The sequence below is a fragment of the Sphingomonas sp. 2378 genome, from assembly GCF_038084995.1.
Taxonomy (GTDB): Bacteria; Pseudomonadota; Alphaproteobacteria; order Sphingomonadales; family Sphingomonadaceae; genus Sphingomonas.
The window spans coordinates 69,118-85,987 of sequence record NZ_JAXCMJ010000009.1; the positions used below are offsets into that span (position 1 = coordinate 69,118).

The following is a 16,870-nucleotide window of genomic DNA, read 5'->3' on the forward strand; positions in this document are numbered from 1 at the left end:
CGCGCCGCCGCGTCGCCCCCTAGCCTCGCGCGTTGAGCGACACGATGCTGTTGCCGAACGGCTCGTCGCGGTTCTTCAATGCCTGCTTCAACCCGAGCTCGGCCACGTCCTTGCGGAACTGAACGCGGCGCGGCCCCTGCGCCAGATGGGCGCGGGCGTCGAGTTCGGCGGTCAGCCGCATCGCGGTCTTCGCCCCCATCAATTCCATCTGCACGTTGATCGCGCGCTTGTGGGCGGACAGGATCTCCGCATCGACGTTCGAGATCCGTCGCGCCATCTCCGCCACCGCCTCGTCGAGTTGGTCCGCCGGCCAGGAATCGAGCACCAGCCCGATCCGTGCGGCATCGCGTCCCATCAGCGTGTCGCCGGTGAACAGCATCCGCTTCGACCATTGCGGCCCGACATGGTAGAGCCACATGTTGGTCGGCGGTGTGCCGTTGGCGCGGGCGGCGGGGAAACCGATCTTCGCATCGTCCGCCGCCATCACCAGATCGCAACTGAGCGCCAGGTCCGTCCCGCCCGCCAGGCAATAGCCCTGGACCTTGCAGATGAGGGGCTTGTGCAGGTCGAGCAGGATCGCCGTCAGCGCCTGCTGCCGCTCCAGGTGCCAGCAATCATTGTCGATCGTGCCCGACCGGGTGCGATAGCGTTCGGCGTCGAAGTCCGGCTCCGCATCCTTGCCGCCGCCATAACTGCCGGTCAGGTCATAGCCGGCGCAGAAGTCGCGCCCCTCGCCCTGCAGGACGATGACGTTGACCTCGGCCAGATCGTCCGCCTCCAGCAGCGCATCATGGATTTCGCGCAGCATCGGCGCATTGAGCGTATTGCGCTTGTCCGGCCGGTTCAGCGTGATCCACGCCACCCGGTCACGCACCTCGAAGCGCAGCGTCTCGCTGGTCTTCAGCCATTTCGCGCCATGCGTCATCATCTTCTCCTATCGTCGGACCCCATCAAGCGTGAGTCGACGCTGCTATTTTGTCAAACGGTCGCTTAGTTAATCAGTGGGCCATCGTGCCGCGCGGCAGGAACCGGTTCACGATATCACCCACCAGATATTCGCCGCTCCCCGGCGCATCCAAAGCGTCGAGCGTGAAGCCCTCGGCCGCGAAGATCGCCCGGTGGAGTTCGCGCTCCGGGAACACGCCGATCTCGTCGCCCTGCACGAAGAAGTCGCGACCGGAGACATGCGCCGCCGCATCGCTGCACAGCCACACCGCGAGCGCGGCGACGCTGTCGGGCATAGGCATCATCCGGCGAAGCGCCAGCCGACGGTTCCAGTTATAGGTCTGGCCCAGCTCGCGGGAGCGCTGGATGGTCCGCATCACCCCCTCGGTCCGCGTCGTCGTCTGCGCCGAGATCGGCCGGATCATGTTGCAGCGGACGCCGAATTCCCCGAGATCGCGCGCCACCGTGCGGGTCAGTCCGGCGATGCCCTCCTTGGCGGCGGAGTAATTGGCCATGCCGTAATGGCCATAGCCGGAGGTCGAGCCGGTATTGACGATCACTCCGCTCCGCTGCGCGATGAATACGGGCGCGGCGGCGCGGATCGTCGCGAAGCTGCCCTTCAGGCTGACATTTACGACAAGGTCCCAGTCCTGTTCGGTCAGTTCGTCGATACGGCCCGCGCGGAAGATCCCCGCATTGTTGATGAGGATGTCGATCCGTCCCCATTGGTCCATCGCCCTGGCGACGATCGCGGCGCCACCGTCGATGCTGGCGACGATCGCCCCCTCCGCAACGGCTTCCCCACCGGCGGCGACGATCTCGTCGACCACCTGTTGCGCGATGCCTCCATCGGCCACCTCGTCGCCATTGGGGCCGCCGCCCAGGTCGTTGACGACGACCCGTGCGCCTTCCCTGGCCAGCAACAGCGTCTGGGCCCGGCCGATATTGCGCCCCGCCCCCGTGACGATGGCGACCTTGCCCGCGAACCGACCCGGCATGATTGCTCTCCACGCGAAATTCCCGTCAGCGACACGATGCCCGGCACCGAACGCCATGGACACTGCCCAGGCAAAGGCGAGCCGCGCTCATCATGAATGTGGATTTTGGCATGGGACGCTTCGGTTTGCGCCGGAGCCGTCGCAAGGTCATAGGGGTCGCGAAGGAACACGCGACGAACCGCGCGGAAGGGTTAAGGCTATGGGTGCCAGCTTCGACATCGTCATCGTGGGGGCGGGCCATGCCGGGGCGCAGGCGGCGATCGCGCTGCGACAGAACGGCTTTGCGGGGAGCATCGCCATGATCGGCGACGAACCGGACCTGCCCTATGAACGGCCGCCGCTCAGCAAGGACTATCTGTCGCGCGACAAGCCCTTCGAGCGAATCCTCCTGCGCCCGGCGGGTTTCTGGCACGAGCGTGCGGTGACGATGCTGCTGGGCGAACGGGTCGAGACGGTCGATGCCGCCCGCCACCTCGTCACCCGCCGCGACGGCGAGACGATCGGCTATGGCACGCTGATCTGGGCGACGGGGGGCGCGCCGCGCCGGCTGACCTGCCCCGGCCACGACCTGGCCCGCGTCCATTCGGTGCGGACCCGCGCCGATGTGGACCAGATGATGGCCGAACTGGACGACGTGACCCGGGTCGCGGTCATCGGCGGCGGCTATATCGGGATGGAGGCGGCCGCCGTCCTGACGAAACTCGGCAAGTCGGTCACGCTGATCGAGGCGCTCGACCGGGTGCTGGCGCGCGTCGCGGGCGAGCCCGTCTCGCGCTTCTTCGAACGCGAACACCGGGCGCATGGCGTCGATGTGCGGCTGGGCTGCGCGGTGGCCTGTATCGAGGGGAAGGCGGGCGCGGCCTCGGGCGTGAGGCTGGCGGATGGCGAGGTCGTGCCGTGCGACATGGTGATCGTCGGGATCGGCATCATCCCGGCCGTCGCCCCATTGGAAGCGGCCGGCGCGCGGTGCGGCAACGGCGTGATCGTCGACGGGTCCTGCCGCACCATCCTGCCCGACGTCTACGCGATCGGCGACTGCGCCGCGCATTCCAATCGCTATGCCGACGGCGCCGTCATCCGGCTGGAATCGGTCCAGAACGCCAACGACCAGGCCGGGACCGTGGCGCGCGCGATCCTGGGGTCGACCGACGCCTATGACGCCGTGCCCTGGTTCTGGTCCAACCAGTTCGACCTCAAGCTGCAGACCGTCGGCCTTTCGACCGGACATGATCAGGTGGTGATACGGGGCGATCCGGCCACGCGCGCGTTCAGCGCCCTTTATCTGAAGGATGGATGCGTGACCGCGATCGACGCGATCAACAGCGTGAAGGACTATGTCCAAGGCCGCGCGCTGGTCATGGCGCGTGCGCGGATCGACCCCGCGCGTCTGGCCGATACAGACACCCCACTCAAGGCACTGCTGACCGGCTGACCGGCGGCGCGCTCATTCGTTCCGGCGGATCGGCCCGATCTCCGCCTTGCCGATGAAGGTCCGCAGGATCTCGTCCGATCCTTCGAGGATGCGGGCGACGCGCAGGTCGCGCAACCATGCCTCCAGCGGCAATTCCTTGGACAGGCCCATCGCCCCCATGATCTGGATCATGCGGTCCACGGTCACGGCGGCCGCCTCGACCGCCTTCAGCTTGGCGATATTGGCGGCGGTCCGCGCATCCTCGCCCTGGTCGTGCTTCCATGCGGCTTCCCAGGTCAGCCAGCGCGCGGCGTTGATCGCGGCACGACTGTCGGCGATCGCGAACTGCGTCGCCTGTTGCGCGGCGAGCGGCTTTCCGAACAGGTCGCGCTCGCGAGCCCATTCGGTGCCGATCCGAATCGCCTCCTCCGCCACGCCGATCGCCCGCGCGGCATAGAGCAAGCGCGCGCGCAGCACCCACGCCCCCGCCAGCGCCAGTCCGCCACCATCGGGACCGATCAGATTTTCGGCCGGGATACGGACATCCTCCAGCCGCAACTCGGTCGGCCAGTGATCGCGCAGCACCGGGAGTTCGCGGACGACCCCCAGCCCCGGCGTATCCGCCTCGACGAGAAACGCGCTGATCCCCGCCTCGGTCCGGGCATAGACGACGCCGTAATGGGCATATTGGGCATGGGTGATCCACATCTTGGTGCCGTTCAGCACCCAATGGTCACCGTCGCGCACCGCCGTCGTCCGGATCGCACGCATCGGATCGCTGCCGCCGGTCGCCTCGGCGATGGCGGTGAAGCCGTACCAGCCATTCTCGATCGACGGACCGACGAAGCGCGCGATCTGTTCGGGATTCGCCTGATACATCACGATTGGGGGCGGGTGGCCGAAGACGCCGCCGCCCGGCTGGGGAAAGCAGAATTTATGCTTGCTCGCCTGCTCGACCACCACGACGAAGGCGAAGGACGACAGGCCCGCCCCGCCGAACGCCTCGGGCGCGTCGAAGCACCAATAGCCCGCCTCCTTCGCCTTGCGCTGGAGGGGGGCGAGCCGGTCGGGCGGGATATGCCGCGCCTCGGGCGGGAGCGCCGCCTCGACCGGGCGAATCTCCTCCCGCACGAAGCGCTCCACCGCGTCCGAGATCATCGCGAGATCCTCGGGTAGTGCGAAGCCATCGAAACTCATGCCGCTCGTCTCCGAAAGAAGCTGTCGGCGTCTTTCTAAGGCGCGGGACCGAAGGCTGGCCATGCCCGGCGCATGGCCAACGGGGTCTCTCGCCACGCTTATCATATCCACGATCAGGCGCGGCGGGCTCTGGTGCGATCGCGATCCCACTCTATCCCGGACCCGTTCCCCCGCACGATTGCATGGAGATGTGCGTGTCCAACGGCCTCGAAACCCTCATGTCCGCGCGATCGATCGCGATCATCGGCGCGTCGGACGATCCGCAGCGGATCGGCGGCAAGCCCCTCGCCTATTTGTTGCGCGCGGGCTTCAACCGGCCCGTCTATCCGGTCAATCCGCATCGCGCGACGGTGCAGGGCGTCCCCGCCTTCCCCTCGGTCGCCGCGATTCCCCATCCGGTCGATCTGGCGGTCCTGGCGATCCCGGCGGCAGCAGCGGTCGGCGCGGTGCGCGAATGCGCCGAAAAGGGGGTGCGCGTCGTCGTGGCACTGACCGGCGGGTTCGCCGAACTAGGCGAGGCCGGACGCCAGGCGCAGGACGAGATGGTGGCGATCGCCCGCGCCCATGACATGCGCATCCTGGGGCCGAACGTGATCGGCGCGTTCAACCTGGCCGACGGCACCCTCGCCACCTTCATCGGCACCTTTCCCGAACGGCATGGCGACCGGTCGATCGCGCTGGTCAGCCAGTCGGGCGGCTATGCCAGCCATGTGCTGTGGATGGCGCGGCAGCGCGGATTGTCGGTCGACCAGCTCGTCAGCACCGGCAATGAATGCGACATCGATGCGGGCGAGGTCATCGAATGGATGGCGACCGCCCCCGGCGTGGGCCCGATCATCGCCTATGTCGAGGGGGTCCGCGATCCCGTCCGCTTCCGGCGCGCACTGGCGGCGGCCAAGGCGACGCGCAAGCCGGTCATCATACTGAAGGTCGGCGCGACCGAAGCGGGGGCCCGCGCGGCGGCCTCGCACACCGCCGCCCTGGCGGGGGCCGACGGGGCCTATCAGGCGGTCTTCGACGCATATGGCGTCTACCGCGCGCGCACGACGGAGGAGGCGATCGACATCGCCCTGGCCGTCAGCATCGCGCCGCTGCCGCGCGGGCCCCGTGTCGCCGCCATCTCCATGTCGGGCGGCGTCGCGGTCCAGTTCGCCGACGCGATCACCGAAGCAGGGCTGATCATCGCGACGCTGACCGACGAGACGCGGGCGACGCTGTCGCGACTGATCCCGGCATGTTCCCCCGACAATCCCATCGACACGACGGCGCAAATCCTGAACGAACCGGCGAAGTTCCAGGCGTTCGTCCGCGCGATCCTGGCCGATCCGGGAGTGGACGCGCTGGTCGGCTATGTCGGCGTCGCGGTGGACATGGAGAATTCGCGCGCGCTACTGCGCGACTCGCTGCGGCTGTTGCGAACCGAGTTTCCCGATACCCCGATCGCGCTGTCGATGGCCGCGCGGGACGAGATCGTCAGCCCCTATATCGACATGGGGGTGATCGCGGTGGGCGATCCGGCCCATGCGGTGCGCGCGATCGCGGGGCTGGCCGCGCTGCGCACCGGCTTCGACGCCCCCGCCGCTGTCGAGACCGATCCAGACTTCGCCGTCGCGCTCCCCGCCCAGGCGGCGCTCAACGAGCACGCGGCCAAGGCGCTGGTCGCGCAGGCAGGCATCCGCAGCCCCCGCGAGGAGATCGTCGCGACCGCCCAGGCCGCCGGGGAGGCCGCCGACCGGATGGGCTGCCCCCTCGCCATCAAGGTCGTCTCCGCCGATATCGCGCATAAGAGCGATGTCGGCGGCGTGGTCCTCGACATCCGGGGCCGGGCGGCGGCGGCGGAGGCGGTGACCGCCATCGCCGCCTCGGTCGCGGCCCATGCGCCGAACGCGCGGATCGAGGGCTATCTGCTGTCCGAGATGGTGCGCGGCGGCACCGAATTCCTGCTGGGCGTGACGCGCGGCCTGTTCGGACCGATGGTCATGGTCGGCGCGGGGGGCGTCACCACGGAACTGGTCAAGGACGTCGCGTTCGCGCTCGCCCCGGTCGATGTGGAGGGCGCGCGCGACCTGATCGCCCGGCTGAAGACCGCCCCCCTGCTCGACGGCTATCGCGGACGGCCCAGGGGCGATGCGGCGGCGCTCGCGCGCGCGATCGCCGGCCTGTCTCAGCTCGCCGCCGCCAATCCCGCCATCGACACGATCGAGGTGAACCCGGTGCTGGTGATGCCGGACGGCGAAGGCATCGTCGCGCTGGACGCCGTGGTCACGATGACCCCTTAGGTTCTGTCTGCATTCATCGCAACCAGATCATGGCGCATACGAGATGGACGAAGCCCATGAAGGCGGAGATGGTTTTCTCACAGCGCCGGGCGATACGATGGAAGCGTTTGAGCCTGTTGAAGAAACACTCGACTTGATGGCGCTCCTTGTAGATGCGCCAGTCGATGGGAGGCTTGGCGGTGCGGCTGGGATTGGCCTTGATATGGGCGGTTGCGCCAAGGTCGTCGGCGATGAAGCTGCGTAGCGGATCAGCGTCATAAGCGGCATCGGCGATAACGTGGCCGATGCCCTTCAAGCCTGTCAGTAGTGCTTCGGCTTGCGGACGATCGCCCCATTGGCCGGGCGTCGGATGGATGCGGATCGGCAGGCCGATGGCATCGACCGCCGCATGCAGCTTGGTCGTCAGGCCACCGCGCGAACGACCGATCGCGGCAGCTTCAGCCCCCCTTTTGCGCCGGTCGCATCAGCGTGAACCTTCGAGATCGTGCTGTCGATCAGGACGTATTCGAAGTCCGGGGTGTCTGCCATCGCGTGGAACAACCGTTCCCAGACACCCGCATGCGACCAGCGTCGAAACCGCGCATGCACCGCCGTCCATTTGCCAAACACCTCAGGCAGGTCACGCCAGTGCGCGACATTGCCCGCCATCCACAGGATCGCATCCACGAACAGCCGGTTGTCCACCCCACTGCGTCCAGGCAACCCGGCTCGGCCAGGCAGATGCCCCTCGATCCGCTGCCACTGTTCGTCCGTCAATGTCCGTCTGCTCAAGGCTTGGCTCCCTTCGCCAACCTTGAATCAAATCTTCAATTCAAACGGAATCCCTTGAATGCAGACAGCGCCTAGGGCGCGCAGGGCCGACCGGCGGCATCATGCTCTTGATGACCGCGCCCGCGCCCTTGCCGCATGCCCGCCCCGCCGCGCACTCTTCAGCCAAGACGAGGAGCGAGCAACGACATGGGCCAGAGCAAAGCCATCGACCTGCGTATCGACGTTTCGGAGGCGACCGGGTTGGACGACGCACACGTCGCGGTCAGCCTGTTCCTGCCCGATCCCGCCGAGCTTGGCGATATTCCGATCATCCTGTTCGCCGGTCCGGGTGGCGGCTATTCGCGCGGCTATTTCGACATCCATGCCGAGGGTCATGACGGCTATAGCGAGGCCGAATTCCATACCGCCCATGGCTTCGTCTACGTCACCATCGACCATCTCGGCGTCGGCGACAGCACCACCCGCCACAATGCGAAACTGCGGATCGAGACGATGGCCGCAGGTAACGACGCGGTGGTGCGCGAGCTGGTCGCGCGCCTGCGCGACGGCACGCTGGCGCAGGGCTTTCCCGCCGTCCCCGATCCGTTCGTCGTCGGATGCGGCCAGTCGCTTGGCGGCGGCATCACGATGATCATGCAGGGACGGCATCGAACCTATGACGCGATCGCACCGCTCGGCATCAGCGCGATCCATACCCAGTTGCCCCAGCCCAGCCGCGACCTCGAACGAATGACGCGCGCCACCTATTGCTTCACCCGCGCGACCCCCAATCAGGAAATGGTCACAGCGCGGTCGCAACGCGGCCATCCTGACTGGGGCTATGCCTTTCACTGGGAGGAGACGCTCGGAGACATCATCGCGACCGATATGAAGGGCGGCTATCCGAAGCGGGAGACGACCCCGCATTGGGGCAGCCTGACGCTGCCGCCCTGCGCGATCGGCTGCAACTCGCCGCATTTCTTCGCGGCCGAAGTGGCGATGATCGACGTCCCCGTGCTGCTCGCGATGGGTGAGCGCGACGTGTGCCCGGACCCGCACCGCGAACCGGCGGAGTTCACGTCGAGCCCCGACGTGTCGCTCTATATCGTGCCCCGCATGGCGCATATGCACAATTTCGCGCCGACTCGGGCACGGATGTGGCAGCGGCTCAATCGCTGGGCCCGGATGGTGGCCGCCGACGTCCGCGCCGCATCCTGATCGCGCCGCGATCGGCATGGCGGTGCATCATTCACAAGTGTGATGGCGCGGAAGGGTCCATTGCCTGATCGCGGTGCAGCGTAAATAGCCGGGGCCGCATCCATGCCCAGCCGGGCGCGACACCGATCACGGTCAAGACGTCGTGGCGATGCCGAGGCGAAGCGGACGCGGGGGGCGGATCGGGCCCGAGCAGACGAGGTGAGCAAAATGATGAACGATGTTTTCCTGATGTCCGGCGCGCGGACCGCGATCGGCAGCTTTGGCGGCGCGCTCAAGGACGTTCCCGCTTCCACCCTGGGCGAAATCGTAATCCGCGAGGCGCTCGCCCGCGCCGGTTTCGCGCCGGAGACGGTCGGCCATGTCGTGATGGGGAATGTCATCCCGTCCACGCCCGCCGACGCCTATATCGCCCGCGTCGCGGCAGTGCGCGCCGGCTTGCCGGTCGCCACTCCCGCGCTGACGGTCAACCGGCTGTGCGGCTCGGGCCTCCAGGCGATCATCTCGGCGGCGCAGGGGATCATGCTGGGCGAATATGACGTCGCCATCGGCGGCGGCACGGAAAGTATGAGCCAGGCGCCCTTCTACGCCACCGACCTGCGCTTCGGGCGCAAGATGGGCGATGCGACGATGCTCGACGCCCTCACCCGGTCACTCTCCGATCCGTTCGAGGGATCGCATATGGGCGTGACGGCGGAGAATGTCGCAGTCGAATGCGGCATCTCCCGCGAGGCGCAGGATGCGCTGGCGATCGAAAGCCACCGGCGCGCGGCCCATGCGATCGCCGACGGCCGCTTCGCGGACCAGATCGTGCCGGTCCCGGTCCGCAAGCGCGGCCAGACGACGATGTTCCAGGTCGACGAGCATGTCCGGGGCGACACCTCGCCACAGGATATCGCCGGTCTGCGCCCGGTCTTCCAGAAGGACGGCAGCGTGACGGCGGGCAACGCCTCCGGCATCAACGACGGCGCGGCGGCGGTTCTGCTCGCCTCGGGCGCGGCGGTCGAGCGCCAAGGGGCCAAGCCCTGGGCGCGCATCCTCGGCTGGGGCCATGCCGGTGTTGAGCCCCGCGTCATGGGGCTGGGGCCGGTTCAGGCAGTGCCGATCGCGCTGGCGCGGGCGGGGGTCGCACCGGACGCGATCGACGTCATCGAGTCTAACGAGGCATTCGCAGCGCAGGCCTGCGCGGTCGCCGATCAACTTGGTTTCGATGCGGCGCGGACCAACGTCAATGGCTCGGGCATCGCTCTGGGGCATCCCGTGGGCGCGACGGGGGCGATCCTGACGGTCAAAGCGCTTTACGAACTGGAGCGCAGCGGCGGTATGCTCGGCCTCATCACGATGTGCATCGGCGGCGGACAGGGCATCGCAATGGTGATCGAGCGAATCCGATAGCAGCGGTAAGCGAGCTGAGGCTGACGGCAGGGGTAAGGATCCCGCCCATGGGTCCGTGGCTCGTCGGATGTTTGATCGCGGCATTTGATGGTGCATCATCGGCGCAAGCCTGGAAGGATGCATCATGGGACAGGTTCTACACGGGAGCGCCGCACGACAGAGGCAGTCCCCCGGCCTTCGTCGGGGCAGGGTCTGCATCGTCCACCTGTTGCGCAACCCGATGAGCTTTGTGTCGTGGAAGGGCTGCAAGCCGATCGCGCAGGCGCTCCGCAGCGTCTACCGGGCCGAGACGGCCGAGGCCGGCCGGGCGGCGCTGGACGCCTTCGAGGCCAGTCCCTGGTGCAAACACCACCCGGCGATCGCGCAGAGATGGCGGCGCCATTGGGATCATGTGATCCCGTTCTTCGCCTTCCCTGAGGGTGTGCACCGGATCATCTACACCACCAACGCCATCGAGGCGCTGAACTCGAAACTGCGCCGGGCGGTACGAACCCGCGGCCACTTCCCCGGTGCCGATGCCGCGATGAAGCTGCTATACTTCGTGCGCAACACCGCCGCTCAGGAGTGGAAGCGTCCATACCGCGAGTGGTCCGAGGCAAAAACCCAGTTCGCCATCATCGTCGGCGAGCGCTTCGTCATCAGATGCCGGTCATGGCCTACAGCCCGGTCGAGCAAGGCCGCTTGGTGGCCCATCCCGGCCTGCCCAAATGGCCTCGAGCGCGACGCCACGCCCGCGCAACTCGCTATCGCCTGGCTGCTGACGCGGGACGGCATCCTCCCCATCCCCAAGGCCGGGTCCGTCGCCCATGTGCGGGATAACCGGGCGGCGTTGGACCTCACACTATCCGAAGCCGAGCTACGATGCTTCGACGACCTGTTCCCGCCGCCACGCGGCCCCGAGCCGCTCGCGATGCTCTAACCGCAGATGAAGTCGAGGAACGCGCGTAACGGCGGCGGCACGAGACGGCGGCCGGAATAATAGAGGAACGGGCCGGAGAAGGACTGCCACCAGTCGGGCAGTACCGGTTCGAGTGCGCCGCTCCCCAACGTCGGCGCGAGCCAGTCCTCGAACAGGTGGATGATCCCACCGCCTGCCACCGCCACATCGACCAGCAGTTCCACTGCACCGGCGACACCGGCGATCAGCCGCTCGTCATAGCGGATGCTGGCATCGCAGCCCGATGCCACCATATCGACGAAACCGTCCTCGGCGACGATCTCGACCTGAATGTCCGGATATGCTTCTGCGCTTGTCGCGGGGCAGGCAGAAGTCGGCTTTTCTTCGCCCGCGCTGGATCGCTCCGCCGCGGCGATCGCCGAACTGGTGGCAGCAGACATGCTGGTTATCGGCACCCCGATGCATAACTTCACCGTGCCCGCCGCCCTGAAAGCCTGGATCGACCTTGTTGTCCGCCCCTTCCACACCTTCGCACCGGGCGAGAACGGCAAGGTCGGATTGCTCCCCGACAAGCCAGTCTTCATCGCCATCGCGTCAGGCGGACATTTTCATGGCGAGGGCGCAGCGCAGCCGGGCTTTCTGACGCCCTATCTGTCGGCGGTGCTGGGCTGCATTGGCGTCCGCTCCGTCCACTTCCTGCCGTTGCAGCGCACCGCCAGAGCCACGGCGAGCGACCTGGGGCAGCAGACCCATGCGCTCCTCAAACGGGTCGACGACATCCTGCGTCACATGGGAGCGTAGCGACATTGCGCGTGCTACGCTCCCCGGCTTTGCGGCGCGGGCCCAAAGTCATTCCTGATCAGGGACAGCAGGCGCGCAGCATCGCTCGGCATAGTTTCGGCGGCCGCATTGGTGAGGATACGCAGCCGCCTGCGGCGAAGGCGACGGACTTTGACCGGGAACCCGTGATGCGCCGCGTCCATCAGGGTCTCGACCCGGCGGTTCACGCTCATAACAGCGCGAGCTGGCGATCCCGGACGTCGACCAGCGTCGCACGCGCCTGGTGGGCGGCGTCGACAGCCTGACGATAGTGGACCGTCCGGCAGCGCTCGGCCTCCTCGAAGCCGACGGGTGCCCAGTTCTCGGTTGGATAGACCGTGTCTTATATCGCGCATGCCGTCGCACGAAGCGCTGCGTCGTGTGCGAGCTGCATTGATCCTTCCTCGTCTTCGTGGTCATCCCGAATCAGCACTGCGACCCGGCAACAAAGGGGTGGAACAAATAAAGAACATGGTGTAAGGTGCGTGTCGTCGGACGGCATCCTGGTCGGGGTGAACCGCGCTGAGCGGCGACGACCAGCCTTGATCGTGCCGAAATGTCATGCGATCGACTGGGCTGTGATTGTCGTAACGCCGCCAGTTCGGTCTTTAAGGGGTTTTGATCGTGCGAAGCGTCGAATTGTTCACCGGATGCGGAGGCCTCGGCCTCGGACTGGCTCGAGCGGGCTTTCACCATGACCTGATGGTCGAGTGGAACGCAGACGCCGTCGAGACGGTGCTTCACAATCGCGCGAAGGGCGTCGAGCACGTGGCCGACTGGCCGATCGTGCGCAGCGACGTCCGCGAGATTGATTGGCACGCGCACGCCGGCGTCGACCTGGTCGCAGGCGGTCCGCCGTGTCAGCCGTTCAGCATCGGCGGCAAGCATCGCGGCAACGACGACCATCGCGACATGTGGCCGCAGGCGATACGATCGGTACGTGAGATACGACCGCGCGGCTTCATCTTCGAGAACGTGCGTGGCCTCGCTCGGGCCAAGTTCGCCCCGTACCTCCAGTCGATCGTCGATGGCCTGACGCGGCCGGGCGAGGACCTCGCCTACAACGTGCGCGTGACCCTGGTGAACGCTGCCGACTACGGCGCGGCCCAGAAGCGCCACCGCGTCATCATCGCCGGCGTCCGCTCGGACGTGCTGACCAGCCCGGTCGCCGCCCTAAAGCCGACCCATTCGCGCGACCGACTTCTCTGGGAGCAGTTCGTGACAGGCACGTACTGGGACGAACATGGTCTGCGTCGGCAGAAGGAGCCGACCGACTATCTCGACGTCCACACGGTTCGGAAGCTGCGTGCCGCCGGCGTCGAGCCGACCGGGCCGCGCTGGGTGACCGTCCGAGACAAGCTGAAGGGCCTGGGCGAGCCGACCGGCCGCAACAACCACATCTTCCAGGCCGGAGCGAAGGCGTACAAGGGCCACACCGGCAGTCCGCTCGATCAGCCGGCGAAGGCGTTGAAGGCCGGCGACCATGGCGTCCCCGGGGGCGAGAACATGATGGTACTGCCCGGCGGCGGCGTCCGCTACTTCACCACCCGCGAGGCCGCGCGCCTGCAGGGTCTGCCAGACGACTACGACTTCCCGCGCAGCTGGACCGAAAGCATGCGCCAGCTCGGCAACGCCGTTCCGTCCGAACTGGCCGAAGCCGTCGGTCGCTGGATGAGCGGCATCTTGACCAGAGGTGCGGGTGCGTTGCCAATGGCGGCGTGACCGAATCGCAGACACCCGCCGCCACCGTAATCGAGCCCGCGCTTGCGGGTTACAAAGAGTACGAGATCAACATCGAGCAGGTCATGCGCAATGATCTGCCCGGGGTGGTCGCCGACATTCACGCCGCGCCGTTGACCGCCGCGTCGGTCAACGCGATCCCGGAAGGGGCGAAGGGCGCCTATGTCCTCCTCGTCGACGGGTATCCCGTCTACGCGGGCAAGACAGACACGCGGCACGGCTTCCGGGATCGCCTGAACCGGCATGCCTTCTCGATTCAGAACCGGAAGAATCTCGATCCGGCGACGATCACATTCAAGGCGATCCGTATCCTCGTGTTTTCCAACTTCGACGTCGAGGCGATTTTGATCGACGAGATGCGGAAGGCCGACAAGGACGCCCTACGGTGGAATTACAGCGGGTTCGGCTCCAACGATCCCGGGCATCGCCGCGAAGGCCAGCGACCGGCCGAGTTCGACGTGAAATACCCGGTCAATATCGATCGCCCGCTGCATCTGGTGAAGCCTGGCCAGTATCAGCTTCTGTCGCTGCTCGTCCGCCTGAAGGAACATTTGCCGTTCGATCTCAGATACGAAACCGATCTGCAGCCCGGATCCGACGACAAGTACATTGACTACCGGAAAGGGCATGCAGATCAGCGCGAGGCCGGGCCGGTCGACGTGGACGATGACGACACCACCCGTACCCTGCTGCAGAAGATCATGGCCGCGCTTCCGCCAGGCTGGCGGACGACCGTCTTCCCGGGCAGGGTGATCCTTTACAAGGAATCGAACACCTACCGCTACGCGCTGGAGAGCTTCACGGCGTGAAGGCGAAGCGGGCGCCGCTCACGCGCTCGGAGGTCATGTCGCGAGTTAAGGGGCGCGATACGCGACCCGAAATGCGGCTCCGACGCGCGTTGCACGCCGCCGGGCTGCGCTATCGTCTGCAGGCGCGCGAACTGCCCGGCCGGCCGGACATCGTCTTCCGCAGGGCCAGGCTGGCGATCTTCGTCCACGGCTGCTTCTGGCACCGCCATCCCGGCTGCGAGCACGCGCGGATGCCGAAGAGCAGGCTCGAATTCTGGACCGAGAAGCTGGATGGCAACGTCGAGCGCGATGCGCGGCAGCTGGCGCTGCTCAAGGAGGCCGGCTGGACGGTGATGACGTTATGGGAGTGCGAAAGCCGGGATCCGGCCGCGATCGACGCGTTCGTCGAGGCAGTGCGTGCGCGCGTCGTGGACGCGCGTGGCGCCACCGTGGCGCCCTGAGGATCGGCGGGGCGATCGCGCTTTCGTGGGCGTTTCTAAGCGGAGGCGAGTCGAGCGCGGTCGCGCAGCATGGCGGCTGTACGGTCTTCACGATCTGCCACGCCAGCGGCGGGACGAACTGCGTCGTCGAGGGCGACACGGCGTGAGTCGTAGGTGCGACGCGGGCGGTGGCGCAACGCCAAGATCATGGCTTTTCGGCCTCCTCCGGCACAAGTGCGGTGCGGGGAACGAGATACCGAACCCCCGGCACAGGGGACGCGAATAACGGAAGTGCGCGCCAGTCGAAGAGTCGCTCTCTGAGCCAGGCAGGCTGTAGCCATTCGTCCGTGACGTGCCGGCCGACCAGCAGGAACAGCCAGCCGTTGATGAGGTCGTCGTTGATCGGATCGTCTGCCAGATGATAGTCGTGCTGTTGGGACAGGTAGCCGTTGATTGCCCAATGCCGCTCTGCCCAGTGCCACCAAATGCGGCAGCGTTCGTCGTCCTGAAGGATGTCGTAATCCCGATCGATCAGCCGCGACAAGTCGTGGTCGGGCAGGTCCGCGCCGGTCTGGGCGACGATCCTTGCATAGGCGCGGTCGGCCCATTGCCACGTCTCCTCTTCGGCATCGCGTGGGATGTCCCGCATCATCCGGACATGCATTGACAGGTTGGTGAAGCGTTGCTGCGCCTCATTCGCCCAAAAGGCGAATTTTGCGTCCCGCGCGATCATCAGGTCATAATTGCCGAAGCGCGGCATGGGATTGTCCTCCCACTCGAATTCCGACCCGTCGCCGACTGGCAGGTCTAGCGGGCAGTGAAAGGGGTAGGCCCGGACCGCATCCCAATATGGGCGCGGGATCGGCCGGCCGGACCGTTCGAAATCGGCCGGCGGCAGGACGAACCCCGTCGTCAGCGCGCCCAGCGCTCCATCGGTCTCGTCAGCCATCGGCGATATCGACATCCTGCTCGAGCAGGTGCGTGGCGAAACTGTGCCGTAGGGTATGCGGGCTGACCCGCTTGCGGATGCCCGCGGCTTCGGCCGCCTCGTGGACCGCGCGGTGCAGCTGCCGCGTCGAGATCGGGTCGGTGTAGCTGCGGCCCGGGAACAGCCATCCGTGCGGCAGCAGGACGCTACGCCGCTTGCCCTCGCGCCACCAGACCCTGAGCAGTTCGAGCAGTTGCGGCGAGAGCATCGCGTTGCGGTCCTTGCGCCCTTTGCCTTCCTCGATACGGATGAGCATGCGCTTGCTGTCGATATCGTCGGCCTTGAGGTGGGCGACCTCCGACACGCGCAGGCCGGCACCGTATGCCACGCCGAGCGCCGCGCGGTACTTGATGCCCGGTGCCGCCTCGAGCAGTCGCGCGACCTCATCGACGCTCAGCACGTCGGGCAGCTTGCGAGGCCGCGGCGCCAGCACCAGCTTGCGCGACAGATCCGGCCGGTCGAGCGTCACCCCGAACAGGAAGCGTAACGCCGATACCGTCGCGCCGATGACGGACTCGCTGACGCCGTGCTCGCGCTGGTGAACCTGGAAGCACCGCACGTCCTCTGCCGTCGCGGTGGCCGGCGAGCGCTTGAGAAAGGCCGCGAAGGTGCGGACGTGGCGGACATAGTCGTGTTGCGTCCGCGCCCGCATCGAACGCATCGCCATGTCGTCGAGCATCCGCTGGCGCAGCGGGGTGACAGGTGCTTCGGTCGGTGACGTCGTCATGACAAAGTTCCTCTTGTTGAAGGAACCCCATCGTCTGCCTCCGCTGCCGCAGGACAAAACCTCAGCGCTGACGCGTTATCTCACCGCGAACCCCAATGCCGCGCAGCGGCTTCGTGCGTTGGGTCATTCCGCCGGTAGCGGGAAAATGGATGTCGACCGGAGGGAAGTGATTACGGGCCGAGCGCGTGAACGTCAGCTATTGCCATAAATCGCCGTTTCGCGAGCCGGATCGGAATGACAGCTTTGTCCCAATGCCCGTCGCCTTCGCTCCAACGCAGAG

16 protein-coding genes and 1 pseudogene are annotated in these 16,870 nt (G+C 66.9%); 10 read left to right on the top strand and 7 right to left on the bottom strand.

Annotated elements, in window-relative coordinates; translation table 11 throughout:
• Positions 1–19: 19 nt before the first annotated feature.
• Together SM191_RS06885 and SM191_RS06890 are read right to left on the bottom strand one after the other, a co-directional pair.
• Positions 20–925, bottom strand: a complete 906-nt coding sequence (locus tag SM191_RS06885; protein ID WP_341505539.1) for a crotonase/enoyl-CoA hydratase family protein — start codon at positions 923–925, stop codon at positions 20–22.
• 73 nt (positions 926–998) lie between these two features.
• Positions 999–1,943: an SDR family oxidoreductase gene (locus tag SM191_RS06890; protein ID WP_341505540.1), complete on the bottom strand. Its 945-nt coding sequence runs from the start codon at positions 1,941–1,943 to the stop codon at positions 999–1,001.
• A gap of 199 nt (positions 1,944–2,142) precedes the next feature.
• Here SM191_RS06890 and SM191_RS06895 point away from each other — a divergent pair, with 199 nt between their 5' ends.
• Entirely contained in the window at positions 2,143–3,375 is a 1,233-nt protein-coding gene (locus SM191_RS06895) for an NAD(P)/FAD-dependent oxidoreductase (protein ID WP_341505541.1), read from the top strand.
• A gap of 12 nt (positions 3,376–3,387) precedes the next feature.
• On the opposite strand, the gene SM191_RS06900 is transcribed toward SM191_RS06895, so the two are convergent.
• Entirely contained in the window at positions 3,388–4,551 is a 1,164-nt protein-coding gene (locus SM191_RS06900) for an acyl-CoA dehydrogenase family protein (RefSeq protein WP_341505542.1), read from the bottom strand.
• 194 nt (positions 4,552–4,745) lie between these two features.
• Between SM191_RS06900 and SM191_RS06905 the strand changes: the two genes are divergently transcribed.
• Positions 4,746–6,830: an acetate--CoA ligase family protein gene (locus SM191_RS06905; protein ID WP_341505543.1), complete on the top strand. Its 2,085-nt coding sequence runs from the start codon at positions 4,746–4,748 to the stop codon at positions 6,828–6,830.
• Between the two features lie 13 nt (positions 6,831–6,843).
• Here SM191_RS06905 and SM191_RS06910 read toward each other — a convergent pair.
• A protein-coding gene (locus SM191_RS06910) for an IS5 family transposase (protein ID WP_341505544.1) occupies positions 6,844–7,601 on the bottom strand; the annotation gives its coding sequence in 2 pieces (ribosomal slippage) (positions 6,844–7,283 and positions 7,283–7,601; 759 coding nt in all).
• Between the two features lie 186 nt (positions 7,602–7,787).
• Here SM191_RS06910 and SM191_RS06915 point away from each other — a divergent pair.
• The 4 genes and pseudogenes from SM191_RS06915 (at position 7,788) to SM191_RS06930 (ending at position 11,109) form a co-directional block, all read left to right on the top strand.
• A complete protein-coding gene (locus SM191_RS06915) occupies positions 7,788–8,798 on the top strand; it encodes a hypothetical protein (RefSeq protein WP_341505545.1) in 1,011 nt (336 codons plus the stop codon).
• Positions 8,799–9,008: 210 nt separating this feature from the next.
• Positions 9,009–10,190, top strand: a complete 1,182-nt coding sequence (bktB, locus tag SM191_RS06920) for a beta-ketothiolase BktB (protein ID WP_341505587.1) — start codon at positions 9,009–9,011, stop codon at positions 10,188–10,190.
• Positions 10,191–10,377: 187 nt separating this feature from the next.
• Positions 10,378–10,824, top strand: a pseudogene (locus SM191_RS06925) (transposase); the annotation flags it as partial.
• 138 nt (positions 10,825–10,962) lie between these two features.
• Positions 10,963–11,109 carry a hypothetical protein gene (locus SM191_RS06930; RefSeq protein WP_341505588.1) on the top strand — a complete coding sequence of 49 codons (147 nt, stop codon included), beginning with the start codon at positions 10,963–10,965 and terminating at the stop codon, positions 11,107–11,109.
• Here SM191_RS06930 and SM191_RS06935 read toward each other — a convergent pair.
• Entirely contained in the window at positions 11,106–11,528 is a 423-nt protein-coding gene (locus tag SM191_RS06935) for a hypothetical protein (protein ID WP_341505546.1), read from the bottom strand. The genes SM191_RS06930 and SM191_RS06935 overlap by 4 nt on opposite strands.
• Between SM191_RS06935 and SM191_RS06940 the strand changes: the two genes are divergently transcribed.
• The 4 genes from SM191_RS06940 (at position 11,527) to SM191_RS06955 (ending at position 14,896) form a co-directional block, all read left to right on the top strand.
• Positions 11,527–11,889 carry an NAD(P)H-dependent oxidoreductase gene (locus tag SM191_RS06940; protein ID WP_341505547.1) on the top strand — a complete coding sequence of 121 codons (363 nt, stop codon included), beginning with the start codon at positions 11,527–11,529 and terminating at the stop codon, positions 11,887–11,889. The genes SM191_RS06935 and SM191_RS06940 overlap by 2 nt on opposite strands.
• 642 nt (positions 11,890–12,531) lie before the next feature.
• A complete protein-coding gene (locus tag SM191_RS06945; RefSeq protein WP_341505548.1) occupies positions 12,532–13,629 on the top strand; it encodes a DNA cytosine methyltransferase in 1,098 nt (365 codons plus the stop codon).
• The gene (locus SM191_RS06950; RefSeq protein ID WP_341505549.1) at positions 13,626–14,456 is read left to right on the top strand and encodes a hypothetical protein; all 831 of its coding nucleotides are present in this window, start codon (positions 13,626–13,628) and stop codon (positions 14,454–14,456) included. Before SM191_RS06945 ends, SM191_RS06950 begins: the two co-directional genes overlap by 4 nt.
• On the top strand, positions 14,453–14,896 hold the full coding sequence (locus SM191_RS06955) for a very short patch repair endonuclease (RefSeq protein ID WP_341505550.1): 444 nt from the start codon (positions 14,453–14,455) through the stop codon (positions 14,894–14,896). Before SM191_RS06950 ends, SM191_RS06955 begins: the two co-directional genes overlap by 4 nt.
• A gap of 184 nt (positions 14,897–15,080) precedes the next feature.
• On the opposite strand, the gene SM191_RS06960 is transcribed toward SM191_RS06955, so the two are convergent.
• Both SM191_RS06960 and SM191_RS06965 read right to left on the bottom strand, forming a co-directional pair.
• Positions 15,081–15,824: a hypothetical protein gene (locus tag SM191_RS06960; protein WP_341505551.1), complete on the bottom strand. Its 744-nt coding sequence runs from the start codon at positions 15,822–15,824 to the stop codon at positions 15,081–15,083.
• A complete protein-coding gene (locus tag SM191_RS06965; protein ID WP_341505552.1) occupies positions 15,817–16,590 on the bottom strand; it encodes a tyrosine-type recombinase/integrase in 774 nt (257 codons plus the stop codon). Before SM191_RS06965 ends, SM191_RS06960 begins: the two co-directional genes overlap by 8 nt.
• Positions 16,591–16,870 lie beyond the last annotated feature (280 nt).

Bases quoted from the DNA above. Each gene is read 5' to 3' on its own strand.
- SM191_RS06895 (WP_341505541.1), top strand. From the start codon at position 2,143: ATGGGTGCCAGCTTCGACATCGTCATCGTGGGGGCGGGCCATGCCGGG.
- bktB (WP_341505587.1), top strand. From the start codon at position 9,009: ATGAACGATGTTTTCCTGATGTCCGGCGCGCGGACCGCGATCGGCAGC.
- SM191_RS06965 (WP_341505552.1), bottom strand. From the start codon at position 16,590: ATGACGACGTCACCGACCGAAGCACCTGTCACCCCGCTGCGCCAGCGG.
- SM191_RS06885 (WP_341505539.1), bottom strand. From the start codon at position 925: ATGACGCATGGCGCGAAATGGCTGAAGACCAGCGAGACGCTGCGCTTC.
- SM191_RS06890 (WP_341505540.1), bottom strand. From the start codon at position 1,943: ATGCCGGGTCGGTTCGCGGGCAAGGTCGCCATCGTCACGGGGGCGGGG.
- SM191_RS06915 (WP_341505545.1), top strand. From the start codon at position 7,788: ATGGGCCAGAGCAAAGCCATCGACCTGCGTATCGACGTTTCGGAGGCG.
- SM191_RS06900 (WP_341505542.1), bottom strand. From the start codon at position 4,551: ATGAGTTTCGATGGCTTCGCACTACCCGAGGATCTCGCGATGATCTCG.
- SM191_RS06935 (WP_341505546.1), bottom strand. From the start codon at position 11,528: ATGTCTGCTGCCACCAGTTCGGCGATCGCCGCGGCGGAGCGATCCAGC.
- SM191_RS06940 (WP_341505547.1), top strand. From the start codon at position 11,527: ATGCTGGTTATCGGCACCCCGATGCATAACTTCACCGTGCCCGCCGCC.
- SM191_RS06960 (WP_341505551.1), bottom strand. From the start codon at position 15,824: ATGGCTGACGAGACCGATGGAGCGCTGGGCGCGCTGACGACGGGGTTC.